Raw genomic sequence first — 20665 nt, forward strand, 5'->3', positions numbered from 1 at the left:
GAGGACCATGCCCGTTCTCGACGCGCTCCAGACCGCACTGGACGACCGTCTGCCTGCCCTGCGCCGAACGTACGGCGTGCCGGCGGTCTCTGTCGCCGTCGCGATCGCGGGGCGGAGCATCGTCGCCGCGGACGGGGTGCTGAACCTCGCCAGCGGAGAGTCCGCGACCACCGATGCGATCTTCCAGATCGGTTCGATCACGAAGACCTTCACCGCGACCCTCGTGATGCAGCTGGTCGACGATGGCCTCCTCGACCTGGACGCGCCGATCACCGATGCGCTGCCGGGGCTGCGTCTCTCCGGCGCCGCGGCCGACCCCGGGATCACGGCGCGCCGACTGCTCGCACACACCGGCGGGTTCGAGGGCGACGTGTTCGACGACACGGGCGCCGGCGACGAGGCGCTCCGCGACTATGTGGCGCTGCTCGCCGACCGCACGCCGGCGCTGTTCCCGCCGGGCGCGCTCTGGTCGTACAACAACGCCGGCTACTGCCTGCTCGGGCGGATGGTGGAGGTGCTGCGCGGGCAGAGCTGGGAGCGCGCGTTGCGCGAGAGGATCCTGGATCCGCTGGAGCTCGATCATGCCGCGGTCGATGCCGCGGAGGCGATGCGGCTGCCTGTCGCCGTCGGGCACCTCGCGCCGGAGCCGGGCGCGCCGCTGGCCCCCGCGCCGGTGTGGTCGATGGGCCGGTCGAACGCTCCCGCCGGATCGATGCTCGCGATGCGCGCCGTCGACCTCCTGACTTTCGCCCGGCTGCACCTGAACGCGAGCGACGCCGACGGCGCCCGGATACTGTCGCCCGGATCGGCGGTCTCCATGCGGCGGACCCAGGTGCTCCCCGTGTTCGTCGAGGATCCTCATCGTCCCGAGGGGGCGCTACGCCGCACCCTGCGCATGATCGAGGCCGCACATCGGGTCGCAGAGGAGAACGCCCACCGGGTCGCGCTGTGCCGCACCGGCGAGGACGTCGATCGCACGATCGCGGACGGCCGGATCGCGCTCGTGCTGGCGCTCGAGGGGATGCCCGGTCTCGACGCGGACGTGGAGCTGATCGCGACGATGCACCGGCTCGGAGTGCGCGTCGGCTCGCTCACGCATGTCGGCCGCGGAGCGTTCGCGGACGGATCCGGTGAGGACGCCGCCCGCAGCCGCCTGACCGGCGCCGGAGTCGTCGCGGTGCGCGAGATGGAACGGGCCGGAATGCTCGTCGACCTCAGCCACCTGGGCCGCGCAGGCGTGTCGCACGTGCTGGAGATCGCGACACGTCCGGTGGTCGCGTCGCACTCCTCCGCGCGGGCGCTGCGCGATCATCATCGGAATCTCCCGGACGAGCATCTCGCCGCGATCGCCGCGGGCGGCGGTGTGATCTGTGCGAACTTCTTCGCGCCGTTCCTGGACGACCGGCCGGCGACCATCGACCGGCTCATCGACCACTTCGAGCACATCGCGGCGATCGCGGGGAGCGAGCACGTGGGTCTCGGGCCCGACTTCGTCCGCGAGGTGATCGGTGAGACCACGCCGCCCTGCTGCGTCGTCACCGAGGTCCAGGGCGTCCCCGCCGACGTGTACCTGCCCGGGCTGGAGGGTCCGGAGGGACTGCCGCTCGTCACCGAGGCGCTGCTGCGCCGGGGATGGGCCGAGGCGGATATCCTCGGCGTGCTCGGCGGGAACCTGCAGCGGCTCTTCCGGGAACAACTCGGACGACCCTCCGCGCGCTGAGGCCGCTCGGGCGCCGACGCTCGTCCCCGAGGACGAACAGAGGTCTCTCCGTTCGACGGAGTGGACGAACGCCGCGCGGGCGCGGTGTCGCAGGATCATGGATGAACAGGGCAGCGCCGCGCGGAGCGGCGGGCGCAAGGGAGCAGGCGATGCTGACGATTCGAGACCTCTCGGTCCAGATCCGCGCGGGAGAGCGGACCGTGCGTCCGATCACCGGCGTGGACCTCGACCTCGCCCGCGGCGAGACGCTCGGCATCGTCGGGGAGACGGGATCGGGCAAGTCGATGACCGGCCTGTCGATCATGGGGATGCTGCCGGCGGGCTCGTCGATCACGAGCGGGTCGATCCGATTCGACGGCGCGGAGCTCGTCGGCGCGGACCCGCGAGCATATCGCGCGCTGCGCGGACGCCGGATCTCGATGGTCTTCCAGGACTCGCTGACCGCGCTCAATCCGACCAGGCGCGTGGGCGACCAGGTCGCGGAGCCTCTGCTGCTGCACGGGCTGGCGCCGCGGGCAGAGGCGCTGCGCAGGGCGGAGGAGATGCTGGCGCTCGTCGGCATCCCGCGGCCGTCCGAGCGCATGCGGGACTATCCGCACCAGCTGTCCGGAGGCATGCGCCAGCGCGTGATGATCGCGATGGCGCTCATCGCCGAACCCGATCTGCTCATCGCGGACGAACCCACGACCGCCCTCGACGTCACGATCCAGGCGGAGATCCTCGACCTGCTCGCCCGACTCAAGGAGCAGCTCGGAATGGCGATGATCCTGGTCACGCACGACATGGGCGTGGTGGCCCGGCACGCCGACCGGGTGGGCGTCATGTACGCCGGGCGTCTCGTGGAGACAGGCCCGACCCGGTCGCTGTTCCGGCACACGCGGCACCGTTACACGCGGGCGCTCCTCGACTCGATCCCCTCGCTCGAGCAGGACCGGGGTGTCGAGCTGTCCTCGATCCCGGGTTCTCCGCCGGATCCGGCCGAGGCGGTTCCCGGATGCCGGTTCGCACCGCGCTGCGCCGCCGCGACCGACCGCTGCCGCACCGAACGTCCGCCGCTCGAGGGCGAGGGCGCGCACGTGTTCGCGTGCTGGAATCCGGTCGCCGACCCGGGGATGGCGGTTCCCGCACGCGCGCTCCCTCTGACGCCCGCCGGGGTCCGTGCCGAGCCGCGGCTGGAGGTCGTCGACCTCGTGCAGGAGCACCCGGTCTCCGGGTGGAGGCCGAAGGGCAGGCGGCGCACGGTGAAGGCGGTCTCCCGCGTGAGCTTCACGGTGCGCGCGGGCGAGACCCTGGGCCTGGTCGGCGAATCCGGGTGCGGCAAGTCGTCGCTGGGGCGCATGCTCGTCGCGATGGACCGGCCCACGGCGGGGGAGGTGCGGCTCGAGGGCGCGAAGGTCTCCGGCGTCGGCCGACGGGAGCTCGGTGCGCGCCGGGCGAAGCTGCAGATGATGTTCCAGGACTCGGGCGCGGCGCTCGATCCGAAGATGACGATCGGCACCATCCTGCGTGAGCCGCTCGCGATCCAGGGGATCGGCACGGCCGCCGAGCGCACCGATCGGGCCGCAGCGCTGCTGGACGCCGTCGGCCTGGGCCCGTCGATCCTGGAGAGGTACCCGCACGAGCTCTCCGGCGGACAGCGTCAGCGCGTCGGTCTCGCCCGGGCTCTCGCCCTGGATCCGGACGTGCTCGTCGCCGACGAGCCGGTCAGCGCGCTGGATGTCTCGATCCGCTCCCAGGTGCTCAACCTCATGCGCACGCAGCAGCGTGAACGCGGCCTCAGCAGCGTCGTGATCTCCCACGACCTCGCCGTCGTGCGCTACCTCTCCGATCGTGTCGGCGTGATGTACCTCGGCAAGATCGTCGAGATCGGCGCGACCGACGAGGTCTACGAGCGGCCTGCGCACCCGTACACGGCGGGGCTGCTCGCGGCGGTACCGGTCGCGGATCCGGACGCGCCGGCGCCGGAGGCAGGTGAGCGCGTGCGGGGCGAGCTGCCCAGCCCGCTGGATCCGCCGAGCGGCTGCCGGTTCCGCACGCGGTGCCCGCTCGCGACCGACCTGTGCGCCGCGGTGGAGCCGACTCTGGAGGCCGTGGGCGCCGTCCACGAGGTCGCCTGTCACTTCCCCCTGCAGCACGAGGACGGCGATGCGACCGAGGAGGACGCGGCATGATCTCGTATCTGCTGCGGCGGATCCTGGTCTCGCTGCTCGTGCTGATCGGCATCTCGATCGTGATCTTCGTGATGCTGCACCTCATCTCCGACAGTCCGGGCCGGGTGGTGCTGGGGCCGCAGGCGTCCGCGGCCGCGGTCGCAGCGTTCAACCGCGAGAACGGCTTCGACCGACCCTTGTTCGTCCAGTACGTCGACTACGTCGTCCAGCTGCTGCACGGCGACCTCGGACGCTCGTACAAGCTGAACGAGGAAGTGTCGGTCCTGTTCGCGCAGAACGCCGGACGCAGCGCCGTGCTCTCGCTCTCCGGACTCGTGCTCGCCCTCGTCATCGCGATCCCGCTCGGCATCCTCCAGGCGGTCCGCCGGAACACGGTCCTGGATCGTGCCGCCACCGGGATCGCGTATCTGTTGTACGCGACGCCCTCTTTCCTGGTCGCGCTGCTGCTGATCGCGCTGCTCAGCCAGCTCGTGCCGCTCTTCCCGGCCGAAGCCTCCCAGTCCACGTCGCCGTGGGTGGTGTTCACCGATCCTCGCGCTATGGCCCTGCCACTGGTCACGCTCGCACTTACCAACGTCGTGGTGTTCTCGCAGTACCAGCGCTCCGCCGCGCTCGAGCAGCTCGGCATGGACTACATCGCCGTCGCGCGCGCCAAGGGCGCTCCGGAGCGCATCGTGCTGATGCGCCATCTGCTGCGCAACGCGTGCATCCCGCTCATCACTCTCGTCGGCGTCATGATCCCGACGCTGCTGGCGGGCAACCTCATCGTCGAGTCGGTGTTCAACTACCCCGGTCTCGGCCTCCTGTTCCTGAACAGCCTGCACCGCGAGGACTATCCGGTGCTGCTGGCCTACACCCTCATCGGTGGCGCGCTCACCGTGCTGGGAAACCTCCTCGCCGACCTCGTGGTCGCACGCGCGGACCGAAGGATCGAGCTGAGCAGATGACGACCGCACACCCCGAGCTGTCCGAGAAGACCGACGTCATCGTCGCGACCGCGACGGCCGCACGCCCCTTGCCGGTCCGCGCCGTCCTGCGGGCGCTGCGGCGGAGCCCGATGGCCGTGACGGGCGCCTCGCTGCTCGTGCTCCTCGCGCTGTTCAGCTTCGTCGGGCCGCTGCTGTACCCCACGAACCAGACGGACGTGAACCTGCTGGACGCGCTGCTGCCGCCCGGCGAGGGATACCCGCTCGGTACGGATCCGAACGGCTTCGACGTGCTCGGACGACTCATGCTCGGCGGTCAGGTCTCGCTCGAGATCGGCCTGCTCGCGGCGGTCTTCGCGACGACGCTGGGCACGGTCTACGGCGCGGTCGCGGGGCTCGCCGGGGGAGTCCTGGACGCGATCATGATGCGTTTCGTGGACGTGCTCCTCGCGATCCCGTTCCTCTTCTTCGTACTCATCATCGCCGCGCGGTTCACCGCGACGCCGCTCACTCTCAGCCTCGTGATCGGCGGCTTCTCCTGGCTCGTCTCGGCACGGCTCATCCGCGGCGAGGTGCTGTCGCTGCGGGTGCGGGAGTTCGTGCTGGCCGCGCGGCTCATGGGCGCCGGTGACCGCAGGATCATCTTCACGCACCTCATCCCGAACACCTTCGGCGTCATCATCGTCAACCTCACCTTCCAGGTCGCTGACGCGATCCTCGTGATCGCCGCGCTCGGGTTCCTCGGGTTCGGACTGAGCTATCCGGTCACCGACTGGGGCAGCCAGCTCTCCAGCGGCGTGGCATACATCACCGCCGGGAACTGGTGGCTCATCTACCCTGCCGGGCTGTGCATCGTGCTCGTGGTGCTCGGGCTCAACCTTCTCGGGGACGCGTTGCGCGACGTGCTGGATCGTCGCCGATGAGTCCGTGTCGGGGTGTGTCCGCCCAGACAGCGGCAGTCCGCGGATTCTGTCCGGATCGCTGAACGGGCCCGTTCGCTGCTGTTGCACTCTCGAAGCACCGGGATCCGAGACGCAGCGGGCCTCCTCGGATCCCGGACACCCGATCCGCCTGCTCGACGCAGCACGACGAACCGGAACAAGACGAACCCGAAGAAGGAGCACAGCATGAACCCGCACGTTCCCGGGAGGCGAAGGCGCCTCCTGATCGCGCTCACGGTCGCCGCCGCCCTGATCACGACCGGCTGCACCGCCGGGACCACGAAGGTCGACCCGTCGCAGTACCGCACCATCCCTGCCGCGAGCGGCAAGCCGGTGGACGGCGGCGTCGTCACGATCGCGATGACGCCCGGCCTCGCGCCGAACTACATCTTCCCGTACCCCCCGGCCGCGGCGAACGGCGCGGTGATCGGCAACGACCTGATGTGGCGCACCCTGTACCGCGCGGACGCGGACGGCAAGAGCAACCCCGACACGAGCCTCGCCTCGGCGCCCGCGTACAGCGACGAGGGCCGCACCGTGACGATCGCGATGAAGAAGAACAGCTGGTCCAACGGCAAGCCCGTCACCGCCGGCGACGTCGTCTTCTCGCTCGCGATCCTCAAGGCCGCCGTCGCGCAGAGCGCGGCCAACTGGGCGTTCTACACGCCGGGGCAGTTCCCCGACGGCGTCACGGCGACCGCGCAGGGGTCCGACACGGTCGTCTTCACGCTCGAGAAGGCCTACAACCCCGCCTACCTCGAGTCGCTCCTCCAGCAGCTCGTCGTGATCCCGTCGGCGGACTGGAGCATCGCGGCCAGCGGCGGACCCGTCCTCGACTACACGGACCCCGCGAACGCGAGTGCGATCTACACGTTCCTCACCGGGCAGTCCGCCGACCAGTCCACGTTCGCGACCAACCCGCTGTGGCAGGTCGTGAACGGGCCGTTCTCCCTGAAGAGCTTCGAGCCGACGACCGGATCATTCTCGCTCACGCCCAACAAGGCGTACACCGGCCCGGGCAAGCACGCGCTCGAGCAGGTGGACTTCAAAGCGTTCACCTCCGCCGCTGCGATCTACAACCAGTACCAGGCGGGCACGATCACCGTGGGACGCCTCGACTCGAGCTACTCCTCGAAGATCGAGGAGCTGCAGAAGAAGGGCTACAACGTCTACGCCGCCCCCGCCCCGGCGCGTTCGGACCCGCTCGTGATCAACTTCGCGAACACCACGGGCGGCTTCGACAAGATCATCGCCCAGCCCTATGTGCGCCAGGCGCTGCAGCACCTCGTCGACCAGCCCGGTTACATCAAGAGCCGCGGCGTCTACAACGGCGCCGCGAGCGAGAACTACGCCACGGTCGGACTGGGCTCCGTCTTTCCGCCCGACTTCGGCGACAAGGCCCCGTACCCGTTCGACCCGAAGGCGGCCGAGAAGCTACTGACCGCGCACGGCTGGAAGGTCGACAAGGCCGGCACCACGTGCGAGAAGCCGGGCGCGGGATCCGACCGCTGCGGCGAGGGGATCGCGCAGGGGCAGAGGATCGCCTTCACCCTGGCCTCCGCGAGCTCTCCGAGCTATGTCGGGGCGCGGGACCTCGCGTTCTCCTCGGAGGCGAAGAAGCTCGGGATCGACGTCAAGGTCGTCTCGAAGTCGCTGAACTACCTGTACGAGAACTACACGAATCCCGGCGCTCCGGCGAACACGAACGAGTGGGCCATGCAGGACACCGGCCCGCTGGTCATGGCGTCATACCCGACCGCGAACGGCGTCTTCAACACCGACGGCAGCTTCAACCTGGGCAGCTACAGCAGCCCCGAGGCGGACAAGGCCATCGAGGCGAGCGTGTTCGGATCGGATCCGAAGGCGCTGAGCGCGGAGACGACCCTGCTCTCGAAGGACCTGCCCGTGCTGTTCCTGCCGACCCCGGACAACCTGATCGTGTGGAAGAACACGCTCTCCGGCCCGCCGGACACGTTCGAGGGACTGCTGAAGTTCATCTACTCCCCGGAGCAGTGGTCCTTCACCGAGAAGCAGAAGCAGTGACGGATCCGCGGACGGGACCGGTCGGCAGCGACGGGCCCCGTCCGCGGTGAAAGGATCAACCCCGATGCACGACACCGAGCCGATCTACGCCCGCCCGCTGGCGGCCCCCGGCGAGCCGTGGGACACCGCGGCGGTGCGGGCGCTGATCGGCGACGCCCGCGTGGTGCTCCTCGGCGAGGGCGCGCACGGCGTCGACGACTTCGCACGGCTCGGCGACGGGCTGTTCCGCACCCTCGCGACCGAGCTCGGCTTCACCGCCTTCGTGCGCGAGTCGGGCTTCGCCGAGGGACTGGCCGTCGACGCATGGATCCAGGGCGGCCCGGGCGAGGCGGAGGACATCGCCCGCGCCGGGATCACCTACGGCTTCGGCGAGTCTGAAGCCGTGCGGCGTCAGCTCGCCTGGATGCGCGCGGAGAACGCCCGGCGCCGGGCGGATGGTGCGGACTCGCCGGATGCCGGCGCGCGCGTTCCGCTGCGCTTCTGGGGCATGGATCTGCCCGGATCCTCCACCTCGCCGGTCGCCGCCGTGCGGGTCTGCCTCGACCGCATCCCCGCGCAGGACGGAGACGACGCGCTGCGCCGGATCACCGACCTCGGCGGACGTACCGCGGCCGCGATCGCGTGGGACGGGCTGGACGACGCGGCGCGGGACCGGATCCGCGACGGCATCGCCGGGCTGATCGCGCGCGTCGAACGCGACGGCGACGACATCGCCCGGCGCAGCGCCGCGACCCTCGACGCGTTCCTCGCCGAGCTCGCCTGGGACGGCGAGCCCGGGCCGTATCCCAGGGAGCGGCTGATGGCCGACACGGTCGCCGGGATCGCCGGGCGCGAGGAGCGGCTCCTCGTACTCGCGCACAACGCGCACGTGCGCCGGGATCCGCTGCACGGCCGGCCGACGCTCGGCACGCTGCTGCACGCGCGACTCGGCGACGCGCTGCGGGTCATCGCCATGACGTACGGGCACGGCCCCGTCGTCTCGTTCACGGAGCGCTCGCCGCGGCCCTTCGACTGGGAGGTCGCGGTCTCCGAACGGATCCCCGCGCCGGGCACCCTCGAGCACGCGCTGGACCCCCTCGGCGACGTTCTCGTCGACCTCCGGGCCGCGCCTCCCGCGCTCCGGGCCGGGATCACCGGCACCGCCGCGGGCGCGGGGATCGATCCGATCGCCGACGTCGCGACGGCGTTCGACGCGGTCGCGCACCGGCACCGGGTCTCGCTCGTGCCGGGGCACCTCGACCGACTGCGGGCGGAGTTCGGATCCGGTGACGCCGGGACGGCCCCGGCGCCGCGGGACGCCGGGACCGCGCCGACAGCGGAGGCCGTACGATGAGCGCCGCACCGCACACCCGTACGGAGGACGTCGTCGAGATCGTCGCCGGCATCGCGGTGCCGGATCCCTATCGCTGGCTCGAGGGCGACGCCTCGGTGCCCGGCGAGGTGGCGGACTGGCAGCGCGCCCAGGCCGCCTATGCCGAGGAGACCCTCTGGTCCGGCCACGACCGCGACGCGATCCGGGCGCTGGTGGAGCACAGCCACGAGGGCGCCTGGCCGGAGCTCCCGCGCAGCGGGGGCGGTCTCTGGTTCCGCGCGCAGGGAGGCCGGCTCCTCGTCGCGGACGAGCCCTACGGCGCCGGCCGCATCCTCCTCGACCTCCGCCGCTTCGACGAGCCCGGCGGCACGGCGGTGCTCAGTTGGTTCGCCCCCTCGCCCGACGGCGCCGTGCTCGCCGTGGGGGTCTGCACGGACGGCAGCGAGCACAACCGCGTCGAGCTGGTCGACGTCGCGACCGGCTCGCTGCGCGACGACGCGCCGCCGGAGCCGCTGCACAGCTCCTGGGGCGGCGGGATCTCGTGGTTCCCGGACAGTACGGGCTTCGCGTTCCTGGGGCTGCGCAGCCCCGCCCAGGACTTCCGGCAGGTCGTATACCGGAGAGAGCTCGGCACGCGCGGCCCCTCCGCGATCGAGGACGTGCCGATCCCGGACGGCTCCCGCGAGTACACCCGGATCCAGTTCTCGCCGGACGGGCGCTGGGCGGTCGCCGTCCACCGGGTCGGCACGCCGTTCCCGGTCGCGGTGCGCGACCTGTCCCACCCCGGCACCGGCTGGCGGCCGTTCCTCCCGCCGCGGCCGGAGACCGTCGTGGGGCACATCGTGGGGGATCGCTACGTCACCGTGACCGACCTCGACGCACCGCGGCGCCGGCTCGTCGCGATCCCGCTCGACGCCGAGGATCCGGCGGATCCCTCCGGCTGGACCGAGCTCGTGCCCGAGGGGGAGGCGGTGCTGCGCTCGGTGCTCCCGGTCGGGGATGCGCTGTACCTGAGCGAGTTCCACCGCACCGCGGCGCGCGTGCGGATCCTCGACCACGACGGCGCGGAACGGGGCGTCGTGCCGCTGCCGGGCCAGGGCGCGCTCGCCGCCCCCTTCTTCCCGCTCACGGGCCTCGCCGCGGAGAGCCGGGACGGATCCTTCGTCTTCGCCTTCTCGACGCTCACCACGTCGTGGGGCGTCTACCGGCATCGCCCCGGCGGTGCGCTCGAGGTGCTGCAGGAACCGCGGATCGCGATCGACGCGACCGCCGAGCTGCGCGAGGCGACCGCCGCCGACGGCACCGCGATCCCGTACCACGTCGTGCGTCCGCGGGGCGCTGCGGCCCCGGCCCCGGTGCTGATCTCCGCCTACGGCGCCGCCGGCATCCCCACGCTCCCGCAGTACCAGCCGGATCTCGCGGCGGTGCTGTCCGCCGGCGGCACGGTCGTGCAGGCGTATCTGCGCGGGGGCGGCGAGTTCGGAAGCGCCTGGTTCCGCGCCGCCGATCGCGAGCGGCGCGGAACGCGCGACGGCGACCTCCTTGCGGTGGCCGAGGACGTGCTCGCCACGGGGATCGCCGCGCCGGGCCGCCTCGCGCTCTCCGGGGGATCCGACGGCGGACTCATGTGCGGCAATGCGATCACCGCACGTCCCGACCTGTGGTGCGCCGTGCTGCCGCGCGCCCCTCTGCTCGACCTCGTCGGCGGCTTCCGCAACCCGTACCTGGAGTTCGTGATCCGCAAGGCCTGGGGCGACCCCGAGGACCCGGTCGACGTCGCTCGCATGATCGCGCTGTCGCCGTACGAGCGGGTGCGTCCGGCCGAGTATCCGCTGCTCTACGTGGAGGCCGGAGCGAACGATCCGCGCTGCCCGCCGTGGCAGGCGCGCAAGTTCGTCGCACGCATGCAGGCCGCGCAGCGCGGGTCGGCGCCGATCCTGCTGCACGTGTACGAGAACGCCGGGCACGGATCCGGCACCGGGCACGACGTGATCGTCGCGCAGGACGCGGCGTGGCTGGCGTGCCTGCTGGGCGCGCTGGGCCTGCCGGACCCGGTGGCGCCGCAGCGTTGACCGGATCCGGGCGCAGGCGTCGGCCGCCCCGGGTCAGCGCTCCGGGGCGATGGCACGCAGGCGCAGCTGCATCATCGCGCCGAACCGCGCGTTCGGGTCGTCGAGGTCGATGCGGCCGACCTCGGCGACGCGGCGCAGGCGGTAGCGGAACGTGTTGGGGTGCACGAACTTCGCCGCCGCCGCGACGCCGACGTCCCCGAACGCGTCGAGCCACGCCTCGAGCGTCTCGGTCAGACTGCTCCCGTGCGTCTCGTCGTAGGCGATGAGGCGCGCGAGCGGACCGGACGGGATGTCGCGGGCGGATCCGGCGAGCTCGAGCAGCAGCGCCTCGGCGTGCACCTCGTCCAGCCGCGCGACCTGCCGGTCCACGATCCCGGCGCGCAGCACGCGCAGGGCGCGGTCCGCGCTCGCGCGGGAGCGGGGGAGCAGCGCGGTCTCGGCGACCACGGCCCCGACCCCGATGAGCGGGCGCAGCGCGGAGCGCATGCGGGTGAGGAACTCGGTCGCCACGCGCTCCGCGCTGTCGCCCTCGTCGTCGGCGTCGGTCGCGGACGCGAGTGGCAGCACCCCGTATGCGACGTCCCCCACGAGGCCGGAGACCGAACGCGGATGGGCGAAGGACAGGTGCACGGCGAAGGCGTCGGCGACGCGCTTTCGCTCTGCGGCCAGATGCGCGTGCGGGAGCTGCTCGGCCGCGGGATCGTGCAGCGTGAGCGCGAGCACGACGCAGGGTTCCTCGCGCAGGCCGAGGCGGTGAACGGCCTCGCCCGCGGAAGGACCGCCCCCGAGCGCCGTGCGCAGCAGCTCGGCGCGCAGCCGGCGCTCGACGTCGGCGTCGGTTCGCTGCCAGACCATGTGCATCGCGACGAGCTTCGCGGCGTCGTGCAGGGAGGCGCTGCGCTCGACGGTGAGCGTGCCCGCGGTCCAGATCGTGCCGAGCACCTCGTCCCCGGCGCGCACCGCGATCGCCGTGCGCACCTCGTCGCCGGCGGACCCGGTGGCGATCTCGACGGGCCACTCGCTCCGGGCGATCTGCGCGAGGGCGCCGCTCTCCTCGAGGGCCCGCACGTCCTGGGACGGCAGCGGCCGGGCGCGGATGCCGGGGGCGCGCTGCTGCTCTGGGCCGTTCGAGAAGGCCAGCAGCTGGGCGTTGCGGTCCTCGATCGTGACGGGGGACTCCAGCAGCGCCGCGATCGCGTCCGCGACGGCGAACAGGTCGCCGGCGAGGATGCCGCCGAACGTGACCGGCCGCGCCTCGTCCGGATCCCCGGGCGTCATGAGCGAGCGCAGCATGCCGGCGAGGTGCGCCCAGGTCGTGCCGGGGTTCAACGCGAGCACCACGACCCCCGTCGCCTCGGCCTCGGCGCGCAGTGCCTCGTCGGCGGCGAACGGCGCGCGCACCACGAGGGCCGTGACGCCCGCCTGGGCGAGCAGGGGGAGCAGGCGCCGCACGAGCTCCGGCTCCTCCACGCCGACGCCCATCACGAGCGAGTTGCGGGGGGCGTCCGGCTCGTCGCGGGGATCGTGGATCACGATCGCCTCGATCGTCCGCTCGGGCGCGACCGTTCCGCACACGACCGTGAGCAGCGTGGTGTCCAGCGCCTCGAGCACGCGCACCAGAGTGACCTGCGGGCGGTGGTTCATCGGGGGCACCTTCGCGACGCTAGCACGGGGCGTCGGCGGCTCCCCGGGTGCTCCCGGAGGGGTCCGTCGGCACCGTGATGGGCGCCGTGGCCGCGCGTTCGGGCGATCATGGCGCGAGCGGGATCCAGACGCGGGAGACCGTCACCGCGTCGAGCGTCTCCGGATGCGGAGTCACGCCGATGCCCGGCCCCGATGGCACGGCCATGTGGCCGTCCTCGAGCCGGAACGGCTCGGTCAGATCCGTCGCGTAGTAGCGCTCGGACGCGGAGGTGTCTCCGGGCAGGGTGAACCCGGGGAGGGCGGCGAGCGCGAGGTTCGCCGCACGGCCGATCCCCGTCTCCAGCATCCCGCCGCACCACACCGGCACGCCGTGCGTGGTGCAGAGGTCGTGGATCCGGCGCGACTCCAGGTAGCCGCCGACGCGGCCGGGCTTGATGTTCACGATGCGGCAGGCGCCCAGCTCGATCGCCTGCGCGGCGTGGGCGGCGGAGAGGATCGACTCGTCCAGGCAGATCGGCGTGCCGATCCGTCGTGCGAGCATCGCGTGCCCAGCGAGGTCGTCGGCGGCGAGCGGCTGCTCGACCAGCGACAGGTCGAACGCGTCCAGCTTCGCGAGGTGCTCGATGTCGGCCCGGCCGTAGGCGGCGTTCGCGTCGACCTGCAGCAGGATGTCGCCGAAGCGCTCGCGGACGGCGCGGACGGGATCCAGGTCCCAGCCGTGCTCGATCTTGAGCTTGATCCGCACGTACCCGTCGGCGAGGTAGCCCTCGACGACGTCCAGGAGCGCGGGGATCGTCGGCGTGATGCCCACTGACACGCCGCAGGCGACCCGCTCCTTCACCGCGCCGAGGTGGTAGGCGAGCGGCACGCCGCGCCCGCGGAGGTCGGCGTCCAGGATCGCGGTCTCGAGCGCGGCCTTGGCCTGGCGATGGCCCTTGAAGGGGGACATGATCCCCGCGATCCGGTGCGGATCCAGGTCGCCGCGGCCGTCGAGGGCGGGCACGAGCACGTCGGACAGCACGGCGGCAGCTCCCGGCGTGTACTCCGAGCTGTACAACGGCAGGGCGCTCGCGCCGCACTCACCCCATCCCTCGGCGTCGGCACCGACCGCCCGCACGAGCACCGCCTCGCGCACCGTCTCGGTGCCGAAGGAGGTGCGGAACGGCGACACCAGCGGCATCCGGATCGTCCGGATCTCCACGCCCTCGAGCCTCATGACCTCTCCTGTCTGTCGACGATGTACCAGCCGGCGCGGTCGAAGCCCCGTACGATCGCCCCGTTCTCGAGCAGGGCGCCCAGGACGTCGCGCACGGCGAGCCGCCAGTCGGCGGCGCACGGGGGGTCGGTCTCGCGAAGGCGCTCGATGTCGGCGGGCACCCCGACGAGCACCGTGCCAGCATCGGAGGCCGTGACGCAGGGGGCGTCCGAGGCGTCCGGCTGCACGGCGACGACGGCGCCCGCGGCGCGTGCCGCGGCGGCGTCGACCAGCCGCGGGCGGCGCTCGGCCGCCTCGAGCACCTGCGGCGACCGCAGCTCCCAGCGCACCAGGATCCGGTCGGTCTCGTCGTCGCGGTTGATGCTGTCGTCGAGGGCTCCGTAGAGGCGGGGCAGGTAGGCGTCGACCGAGGCGGCGAGCCGGCCCAGGTTGAAGTGCGCGTTGCGTCGGATCAGCGGATCGTAGGTCCAGGTGATCGTGTCGGCGCCGTGGCGCAGCGCCCAGGCGCGCTGGTGCAGCTTGAGGGCGAACCCGAGCTGTCGGCCGCGCACGCGCGGGAGCGTGCCCGCGATGTGGCTGTGCAGGTTCCGGGCCGTAGGCGGTCCGAAGAAGCCGAAGCAGGCGCCGACGAGCTCCGGCCCGACGCCGCGGTCGTCGAATGCGCCCGCGACGTAGCCGCCCGCCTGCACGAGCGCGCGCAGCAGGTCGGCGGTGACCGGAGGGTTCGTCGCGCCGGTGTGCCAGATGCCCTCGTACAGGGCGCGCACGGCGGCGAGATCCCGCATGTCGTCGAGCAGGCGGATGCCGACCCCCGCCGCGGCCGCGGCGGCCGCGGCCGTGCGCCCGGCGTCCGCGGCCGTGTCATCGCGTGCGCCCACGGCGACGGACCCGCTCATGGCGACGGAACCGTGATCGGGGCGGAGGCCGTCGGGTTCTGCGCGGCGGACCGCGCCGGCGGCGTCGCCCGGAGGTCTTCGATCAGGCCCGCCAGCAGGCGGACCCGCGGCTCGAGCTCGGCGATCAGCACATGCTCGTCGGCGGCGTGCGCGCCACCGCCCACGGCGCCGAGCCCGTCGAGCGTGGGCGTGCCGACCCCGGCGGTGAAGTTGCCGTCCGAGGCGCCGCCGACGCTGCTCCCCGCGAGGGGCGGCAGCGCGAGACGGGCGGCGACCGTCTGCGCCCGCCGGAACAGCTCGGCCGAGGAGTCCGCGGCGAGGGGGGAGCGGTTGACGCCGCCGTCGACGGCGACGCGTGCTCCGGCGATCCGCGGCCGGAGGGCGAGCATCCCGGCGTGGACGCGCTCCTGCTCCGCGGCGGTGAGGGCGCGGACATCCACCGAGAACGACGCCTGGGCCGGCACCGTGTTCGTCGTCGTGCCGGAGCTCGTCCGCGTCGGGGTGACGGTCGTCCCGGCGTCGTGATCGCCGAGCAGCGCCACGGCCTGCACCTGATGCGCGAGCTCGAGCGTCGCGTTAACGCCCTGCTCCGGATCGAGCCCGGCGTGCGAGGCGCGGCCGAGCACGGCGACCTCGTAGCGCGACACCCCCTTGCGGGCCACCTTGAGTGCGCCGCCGGGGCCCGCGGCCTCCAGCACGAGAGCGGCGACCGACGCACGGGCCTCGTCCTCGATGAGGGCCCGCGAGGTGGACGATCCCGGCTCCTCGTCCCCGGTGACGAGCACGGTGATCCCGGCCAGGTCGGTCAGCCGGCCGAGCGCGTGGAACGCGATCACGAGCCCGGCCTTCATGTCGAAGGATCCGGGGCCCGCCACGGTCTCCGCATCGGCGCGGGCCGGCAGCTCCGCCAGCGAGCCGACGGGCCAGACGGTGTCGTGATGGCCGAGCACGAGGATCCGGGGCTCGCCGGGGAAGCGCCAGCGCAGGTGGGTGCGCCCGTCGATCACGATCCGCTCCGGCGCCGCACCGAGGCGGGCCGTGCCCAGTTCGGCGACGGCGTCGGCGCTGCGCGCGACGGCGGCGAGGTCGTCGGACGGCGACTCGCAGCGGACGAGGCGCAGGATCTCCGCGACCATCGTCTCGAGGGGTTCCGGCATGGCGGCTCCTTCGGATTCGGATCGTGCTCCCATCCTGCTGACGCCCCCGACGGGCGCGGCTGTCCGCTCGACCGAAACCGGATGCCCCGGTTGATCCGATCCGACGACCGGCGCCCGGATCGTGGCCGCGATCGCGCGCTCGGGAATGGATGACGCACGCCGAGCGCTCCTCTCCGCACGAGATGATCGCGCGGGTGAGCGCGCTCCCTCCGGTGTCACGCGCTGGTGAGATCGGTTTCGGGAAAACGCTTGCGCTCCGCCAGTCCGCAAACGTAGGCTGGACGGCTGTCGCGTCAACCGACCCGGCGGCCGTCGAACCGAGGAGGACACCATGCCCACGATCACCACTGCGTCGTCGATCAGCGCTGTCGCCGGTTCGCCTCTCGCGTCGGCCGAGGACTGAACCCCTCCGGTTCCTCCCCGGCCCACCGGCCGCTCATCGCACGGATGCATCGCATCCGCTCCTTCTCGTCCCCTGCCATCCCTGATGCGATACGTCACTGCTGAGAACAATGTCTGAAGAATCCTCGTCCTCGTCCGCCTCCACCCTCTCCACGCCCCGCGCCCTGGCGCGCCTGGCGCCCTTCGTCAAGCCGGTCGCCTGGCGCCTGGTCGGCGGTGGGCTCTCGGCGCTCGCCGCCGCGGTCATCGCCCTGTGCGTGCCGCTGCTGCTGCAGGTCGTGCTGGAAGGGCCGATCGCCAGCGGCGAGATCGGCGCCATCGTCTGGGGAGCGGTCGCGATCACCGTGCTCGCCCTCGGTGAGGCGCTCATGGTCTGGCTGCGCCGCCAGTTCGTCCTCAACCCGGCCACCCAGGTCGAGTACCGCATGCGCACGCAGCTGTACTCGAACCTGCAGCGCCTCCCGGTCGCGTTCCACGACCGCTGGCAGTCCGGCCAGCTGCTCAGCCGCATGATGCAGGACATCGGCCTGATCCGCCGCTGGCTCGCCTTCGGTCTCGTGCTGCTCGTGGTCAATCTGCTGACGATGCTCATCGGTGCCGTGCTGCTGTTCCGGTGGCACTGGCTGCTCGGCACGATCTTCCTGCTCACCGCGGTGCCGCTGTGGATCTCCGGCTTCCTGTTCGAGAAGCGCTACGGCGTGCTCACGCGCCGCAGCCAGGACCAGGCCGGCGACCTCGCGACGAGCGTCGAGGAGAGCGTTCACGGCATCCGCGTGCTGAAGGCGTTCGGCCGAGGCAAGCATGCTCTCGTCAAGTTCGCTCGGCAGGCGGAGTCCCTGCGCGAGACCGAGCTCAGCAAGGCCCGCTCCGTCGGGTGGATCTGGTTCTGGCTCGTGCTCATGCCCGAGATCGCCTTCGCGCTGAACCTGGTCGCAGGCATCTGGCTGATCGCGCAGGGCGCCCTGACCGCGCCCGAGCTGTTCGCGTACTTCGCGATGGCGACCGTGCTGCGCTGGCCGATCGAGTCGATCGGCTTCCTGTTCTCCTTCATGCTCGACGCGCGCACGGCCACCGACCGCGTGTTCGAGATCTACGACGAGCAGAACACGATCGTCGACCCCGAGAAGCCGCTCACGATCGCGGAGCCCCGCGGCGAGCTCGCGTTCGAGGGGGCGCGCTTCCGCTACCAGGACGCCCGCCCTGGCGAGCGCGACCTGCTCGACGGCATCGACCTGGTGCTGCGTCCCGGCGAGACGATGGCCCTCGTCGGGATCACCGGATCCGGGAAGACCACGCTCACGACCCTGCCGACGCGCCTGTACGACGTGACCGGCGGGCGCGTGACCCTCGACGGGGTCGACGTGCGTGACCTGACGCTGGCCGAGCTGCGCACGCACATCGCGATGGCGTTCGAGGACGCGACGCTGTTCTCGGCCACGGTGCGCGAGAACGTGCTGCTGGGCCGGGCGGATCTCGACATCCACAGCCCCGAGGCCGAGCAGGTGCTCCGGGAGGCGCTCGAGGTCGCCCAGGCCGGGTTCGTCGACACCCTCCCCGAAGGCGTCGAGACGATGATCGGCGAGGAGGGGCTGAGCCTGTCCGGCGGACAGCGCCAGCGCCTCGCCCTCGCCCGCGCCGTCGCGGCCAAGCCCAAGGTGCTCGTGCTGGACGACCCGCTGTCGGCGCTCGACGTCGACACCGAGGCCCTGGTCGAGGAGGCGCTGCGCCACGTGCTCGCCGAGACCACCGCGCTCATCGTGGCGCACCGTCCGTCCACGGTCGCGCTCGCCGACCGGGTGGCGCTGCTGCAGGACGGGAAGGTCACCGCGGTGGGCGCCCACTCCGAGCTGCTGCGCACCAGCGCGCACTACCGCCACGTGATCTCCAGCCTCGAGGCGGAGGAGGCGGCGCGCACCGGGGCCATCCCGGTCGTCGCCGAACAACAGGACGATGCTGACGAAACCCGCGTCGACGCAGAGGAGGTGCAGGCATGAGCGTCATCGGAACCCAGGACGAGGACCGCTCCGACCTCACGCACGAGGAGAGCCGGGCGATCCGGCGTCGATCGCTGCGGCTGTTCGGATCCCTGATCTCGCCGCTCAAGGCGCAGATCACCCTGACCGCGCTGGTGCTCGTCGTCTCGACGGCCGCCCAGGTGGCGGGCCCCGCGCTGGTCGCGTACGGGCTCAACACGGCGCTGCCCGCGGTGCTGAAGCACGCGGACTGGATGCCGACGATCGTCGTGGGCATCGTGTTCCTCATCGTCGGCGGGGTCGGATCCGCGCTCATCGGCTGGTACGCCGTGCTCACCGCGCGCATCACCCAGGCCGTGCTGCTGGATCTGCGCAAGCGCATGTTCCTGCACACGCAGCGGCTCAGCCTCGAGTTCCACGAGAGCTACACGTCCGGCCGGATCATCTCGCGCCAGACCAGCGACCTGGACTCGATCCGCGAGCTTCTGGACGGCGGACTGAACCAGCTCGTCTCGGGCCTGCTGTACGGCGTGTTCACGTTCATCGCGCTGGTGCTCGTCGACTGGCAGTCGGGTGTGGTGCTCGTGCTCGCCGGCGTCCCGCTGGCGTACCTGATGCGCTGGTTCTACCAGCGCTCGCAGCTCGTGTACCGGGAGTCGCGGGTGATCAGCGCGAAGGTCATCGTGCAGTTCGTCGAGACCATGACCGGCATCCGCGCCGTCAAGGCCTTCCGCAAGGAGCCGCGCAACGACGTCTCCTTCCAGGAGGTCGCGGGCGACTATCGCGATGTGAACCGGCGCTCGATGCTGCTGTTCGGCACGTTCGAGCCCGGTCTCATGGCGGTCGCCGCGCTCACGCTCGGCGTGGTCGTGGTCTGGGGCGGCGTGCGCATGGCGGACGGCCAGATCCAGGTCGGCATCCTGCTCGCCGCCGTGCTGTACGTGCGCAACTTCTTCGCGCCGATGCAGGAGATCGCGATGTTCCTGAACTCCTTCCAGTCCGCCACGGCGGCGCTGGAGAAGGTGTCCGGCGTGCTGGACGAGGTACCCACGGTTCCGGACCCGGCGGCGCCGACCGACCTCTGGGAGGCGAAGGGGCACGTCCGCTTCGACGACGTGGAGTTCGGTTACGCGGCCGATCGGGTGATCCTGCCCGACTTCTCGCTGGACATCCCCGCGGGGCAGACGATCGCGCTGGTGGGCACCACGGGCGCGGGCAAGTCGACGCTCGCGAAGCTCGTGTCGCGCTTCTACGACCCCACGGCGGGAGCGGTGACGCTGGACGGGGTGGATCTGCGCGATCTGCACCCGAAGGACCTGCGCCGCGCGATCGTCATGGTCACGCAGGAGGCGTACCTGTTCAGCGGCACGGTCGCCGACAACATCGCGCTCGGCAAGCCCGACGCGACCCTCGAGGAGATCCGCGCCGCGGCGCGCGCCGTGGGCGCCGACACGTTCATCGACTCGCTCCCGGACGGCTACGACACCGACGTGAACAAGCGCGGCGGCCGCGTCTCGGCGGGGCAGCGCCAGCTGATCTCGTTCGCGCGCGCCTTCCTCGCCGATCCCGCGGTGCTGATCCTCGACGAGGCGACCGCGTCGCTGGACATCCCGTCCGAGCGGCTCATCCAGGATGCGCTGCAGACGCTGCTCGCCGACCGCACCGCGATCATCATCGCGCACCGGCTGTCGACCGTGGCGATCGCCGACCGGGTGCTGGTGATGGAACACGGCCGCATCATCGAGGACGACGCCCCCGCGGCGCTCATCGCCGGCACGGGCAAGTTCGCCCAGCTGCACGCCGCCTGGCAGCAGACGCTGGTCTGAGGGGCGCCGGATGACAGGGCGCGGCTCACCGGACCGCGGCGACGCGGGCCCGATCGGTAGGCTCGAGGAGTGGATCCGTTCTGGGCCGCGGCCGCGGAGTTCTGGTGGGTCGCGCCGGTCGTCGCCGGCGGGGCGGTCGTGAGCGTGGCCGGCGTGCGGCGCAGGCTCTCGTCCGGCGGGCGCCGTCTCGGGTACGACGCGGCGCGCCTGGACCTGCAGAACGCGCTCCGGCAGGCGAACGAGGCGCGCGTCGCCGTGCGTGTCGCGCGCGCCGAGCTCGCCGGGCTCCTCGCGGGCCGCGCCGCAGGTGCCACCGACCCGGCGGCGGTCTCCGACGCGCGCCGGAGGGCCCGCGAAGCGGAGCAG

At 72.2% G+C, this 20665-nt stretch carries 13 protein-coding genes and 1 pseudogene; 10 read left to right on the plus strand and 4 right to left on the minus strand.

Features of this window, described 5'->3' with window-relative positions; all coding sequences use genetic code 11:
- Window positions 1–7: 7 nt before the first annotated feature.
- The 7 genes from RL72_RS20440 to RL72_RS10525 all read left to right on the plus strand — a co-directional run bounded on the left by RL72_RS20440 (window position 8) and on the right by RL72_RS10525 (window position 11185).
- Window positions 8–1720: a membrane dipeptidase gene (locus tag RL72_RS20440; protein ID WP_082072319.1), complete on the plus strand. Its 1713-nt coding sequence runs from the start codon at window positions 8–10 to the stop codon at window positions 1718–1720.
- A gap of 149 nt (window positions 1721–1869) precedes the next feature.
- A complete protein-coding gene (locus tag RL72_RS10500; RefSeq protein ID WP_211256048.1) occupies window positions 1870–3891 on the plus strand; it encodes a dipeptide ABC transporter ATP-binding protein in 2022 nt (673 codons plus the stop codon).
- Window positions 3888–4838, plus strand: coding sequence for an ABC transporter permease (locus tag RL72_RS10505; RefSeq protein WP_045250780.1), 951 nt, complete (start codon window positions 3888–3890; stop codon window positions 4836–4838). Before RL72_RS10500 ends, RL72_RS10505 begins: the two co-directional genes overlap by 4 nt.
- Entirely contained in the window at window positions 4835–5740 is a 906-nt protein-coding gene (locus RL72_RS10510) for an ABC transporter permease (RefSeq protein WP_052674319.1), read from the plus strand. Before RL72_RS10505 ends, RL72_RS10510 begins: the two co-directional genes overlap by 4 nt.
- Before the next feature lie 204 nt (window positions 5741–5944).
- The gene (locus tag RL72_RS10515; protein WP_045250781.1) at window positions 5945–7801 is read left to right on the plus strand and encodes an ABC transporter substrate-binding protein; all 1857 of its coding nucleotides are present in this window, start codon (window positions 5945–5947) and stop codon (window positions 7799–7801) included.
- A gap of 64 nt (window positions 7802–7865) precedes the next feature.
- A complete protein-coding gene (locus RL72_RS10520; RefSeq protein ID WP_045250782.1) occupies window positions 7866–9134 on the plus strand; it encodes an erythromycin esterase family protein in 1269 nt (422 codons plus the stop codon).
- Window positions 9131–11185, plus strand: a complete 2055-nt coding sequence (locus RL72_RS10525) for a prolyl oligopeptidase family serine peptidase (RefSeq protein WP_045250783.1) — start codon at window positions 9131–9133, stop codon at window positions 11183–11185. The genes RL72_RS10520 and RL72_RS10525 overlap by 4 nt, the downstream gene beginning before the upstream one ends.
- Before the next feature lie 33 nt (window positions 11186–11218).
- On the opposite strand, the gene RL72_RS10530 is transcribed toward RL72_RS10525, so the two are convergent.
- From RL72_RS10530 to RL72_RS10545, 4 genes are all read right to left on the minus strand, one after another.
- Window positions 11219–12829, minus strand: a complete 1611-nt coding sequence (locus RL72_RS10530; protein WP_045250784.1) for a PucR family transcriptional regulator — start codon at window positions 12827–12829, stop codon at window positions 11219–11221.
- A gap of 106 nt (window positions 12830–12935) precedes the next feature.
- Window positions 12936–14045: an o-succinylbenzoate synthase gene (menC, locus tag RL72_RS10535; protein ID WP_045250785.1), complete on the minus strand. Its 1110-nt coding sequence runs from the start codon at window positions 14043–14045 to the stop codon at window positions 12936–12938.
- The gene (locus RL72_RS10540; protein ID WP_045250786.1) at window positions 14042–14941 is read right to left on the minus strand and encodes a hypothetical protein; all 900 of its coding nucleotides are present in this window, start codon (window positions 14939–14941) and stop codon (window positions 14042–14044) included. Before RL72_RS10540 ends, menC begins: the two co-directional genes overlap by 4 nt.
- Window positions 14938–16098, minus strand: a complete 1161-nt coding sequence (locus RL72_RS10545; protein ID WP_169748229.1) for a M20/M25/M40 family metallo-hydrolase — start codon at window positions 16096–16098, stop codon at window positions 14938–14940. The genes RL72_RS10540 and RL72_RS10545 overlap by 4 nt, the downstream gene beginning before the upstream one ends.
- A gap of 512 nt (window positions 16099–16610) precedes the next feature.
- On the opposite strand from RL72_RS10545, the gene RL72_RS10550 reads away from it, so the two are divergent.
- The 3 genes and pseudogenes from RL72_RS10550 to RL72_RS10560 form a co-directional block, all read left to right on the plus strand.
- Window positions 16611–18494, plus strand: coding sequence for an ABC transporter ATP-binding protein (locus tag RL72_RS10550; protein ID WP_045250788.1), 1884 nt, complete (start codon window positions 16611–16613; stop codon window positions 18492–18494).
- Window positions 18491–20299 carry an ABC transporter ATP-binding protein gene (locus RL72_RS10555; protein ID WP_045250789.1) on the plus strand — a complete coding sequence of 603 codons (1809 nt, stop codon included), beginning with the start codon at window positions 18491–18493 and terminating at the stop codon, window positions 20297–20299. The genes RL72_RS10550 and RL72_RS10555 overlap by 4 nt, the downstream gene beginning before the upstream one ends.
- 69 nt (window positions 20300–20368) lie before the next feature.
- Window positions 20369–20665, plus strand: a pseudogene (locus RL72_RS10560) (hypothetical protein); the annotation flags it as partial.

The organism is Microbacterium azadirachtae (assembly GCF_000956545.1).
Classification (GTDB): domain Bacteria; phylum Actinomycetota; class Actinomycetes; order Actinomycetales; family Microbacteriaceae; genus Microbacterium; species Microbacterium azadirachtae.

Bases quoted from the DNA above. Each gene is read 5' to 3' on its own strand.
- menC (WP_045250785.1), bottom strand. From the start codon at position 14,045: ATGAGGCTCGAGGGCGTGGAGATCCGGACGATCCGGATGCCGCTGGTG.
- RL72_RS10555 (WP_045250789.1), top strand. From the start codon at position 18,491: ATGAGCGTCATCGGAACCCAGGACGAGGACCGCTCCGACCTCACGCAC.
- RL72_RS10515 (WP_045250781.1), top strand. From the start codon at position 5,945: ATGAACCCGCACGTTCCCGGGAGGCGAAGGCGCCTCCTGATCGCGCTC.
- RL72_RS10545 (WP_169748229.1), bottom strand. From the start codon at position 16,098: ATGCCGGAACCCCTCGAGACGATGGTCGCGGAGATCCTGCGCCTCGTC.
- RL72_RS10550 (WP_045250788.1), top strand. From the start codon at position 16,611: ATGTCTGAAGAATCCTCGTCCTCGTCCGCCTCCACCCTCTCCACGCCC.
- RL72_RS10520 (WP_045250782.1), top strand. From the start codon at position 7,866: ATGCACGACACCGAGCCGATCTACGCCCGCCCGCTGGCGGCCCCCGGC.
- RL72_RS10510 (WP_052674319.1), top strand. From the start codon at position 4,835: ATGACGACCGCACACCCCGAGCTGTCCGAGAAGACCGACGTCATCGTC.
- RL72_RS10540 (WP_045250786.1), bottom strand. From the start codon at position 14,941: ATGAGCGGGTCCGTCGCCGTGGGCGCACGCGATGACACGGCCGCGGAC.
- RL72_RS10500 (WP_211256048.1), top strand. From the start codon at position 1,870: ATGCTGACGATTCGAGACCTCTCGGTCCAGATCCGCGCGGGAGAGCGG.
- RL72_RS10530 (WP_045250784.1), bottom strand. From the start codon at position 12,829: ATGAACCACCGCCCGCAGGTCACTCTGGTGCGCGTGCTCGAGGCGCTG.
- RL72_RS10505 (WP_045250780.1), top strand. From the start codon at position 3,888: ATGATCTCGTATCTGCTGCGGCGGATCCTGGTCTCGCTGCTCGTGCTG.
- RL72_RS10525 (WP_045250783.1), top strand. From the start codon at position 9,131: ATGAGCGCCGCACCGCACACCCGTACGGAGGACGTCGTCGAGATCGTC.
- RL72_RS20440 (WP_082072319.1), top strand. From the start codon at position 8: ATGCCCGTTCTCGACGCGCTCCAGACCGCACTGGACGACCGTCTGCCT.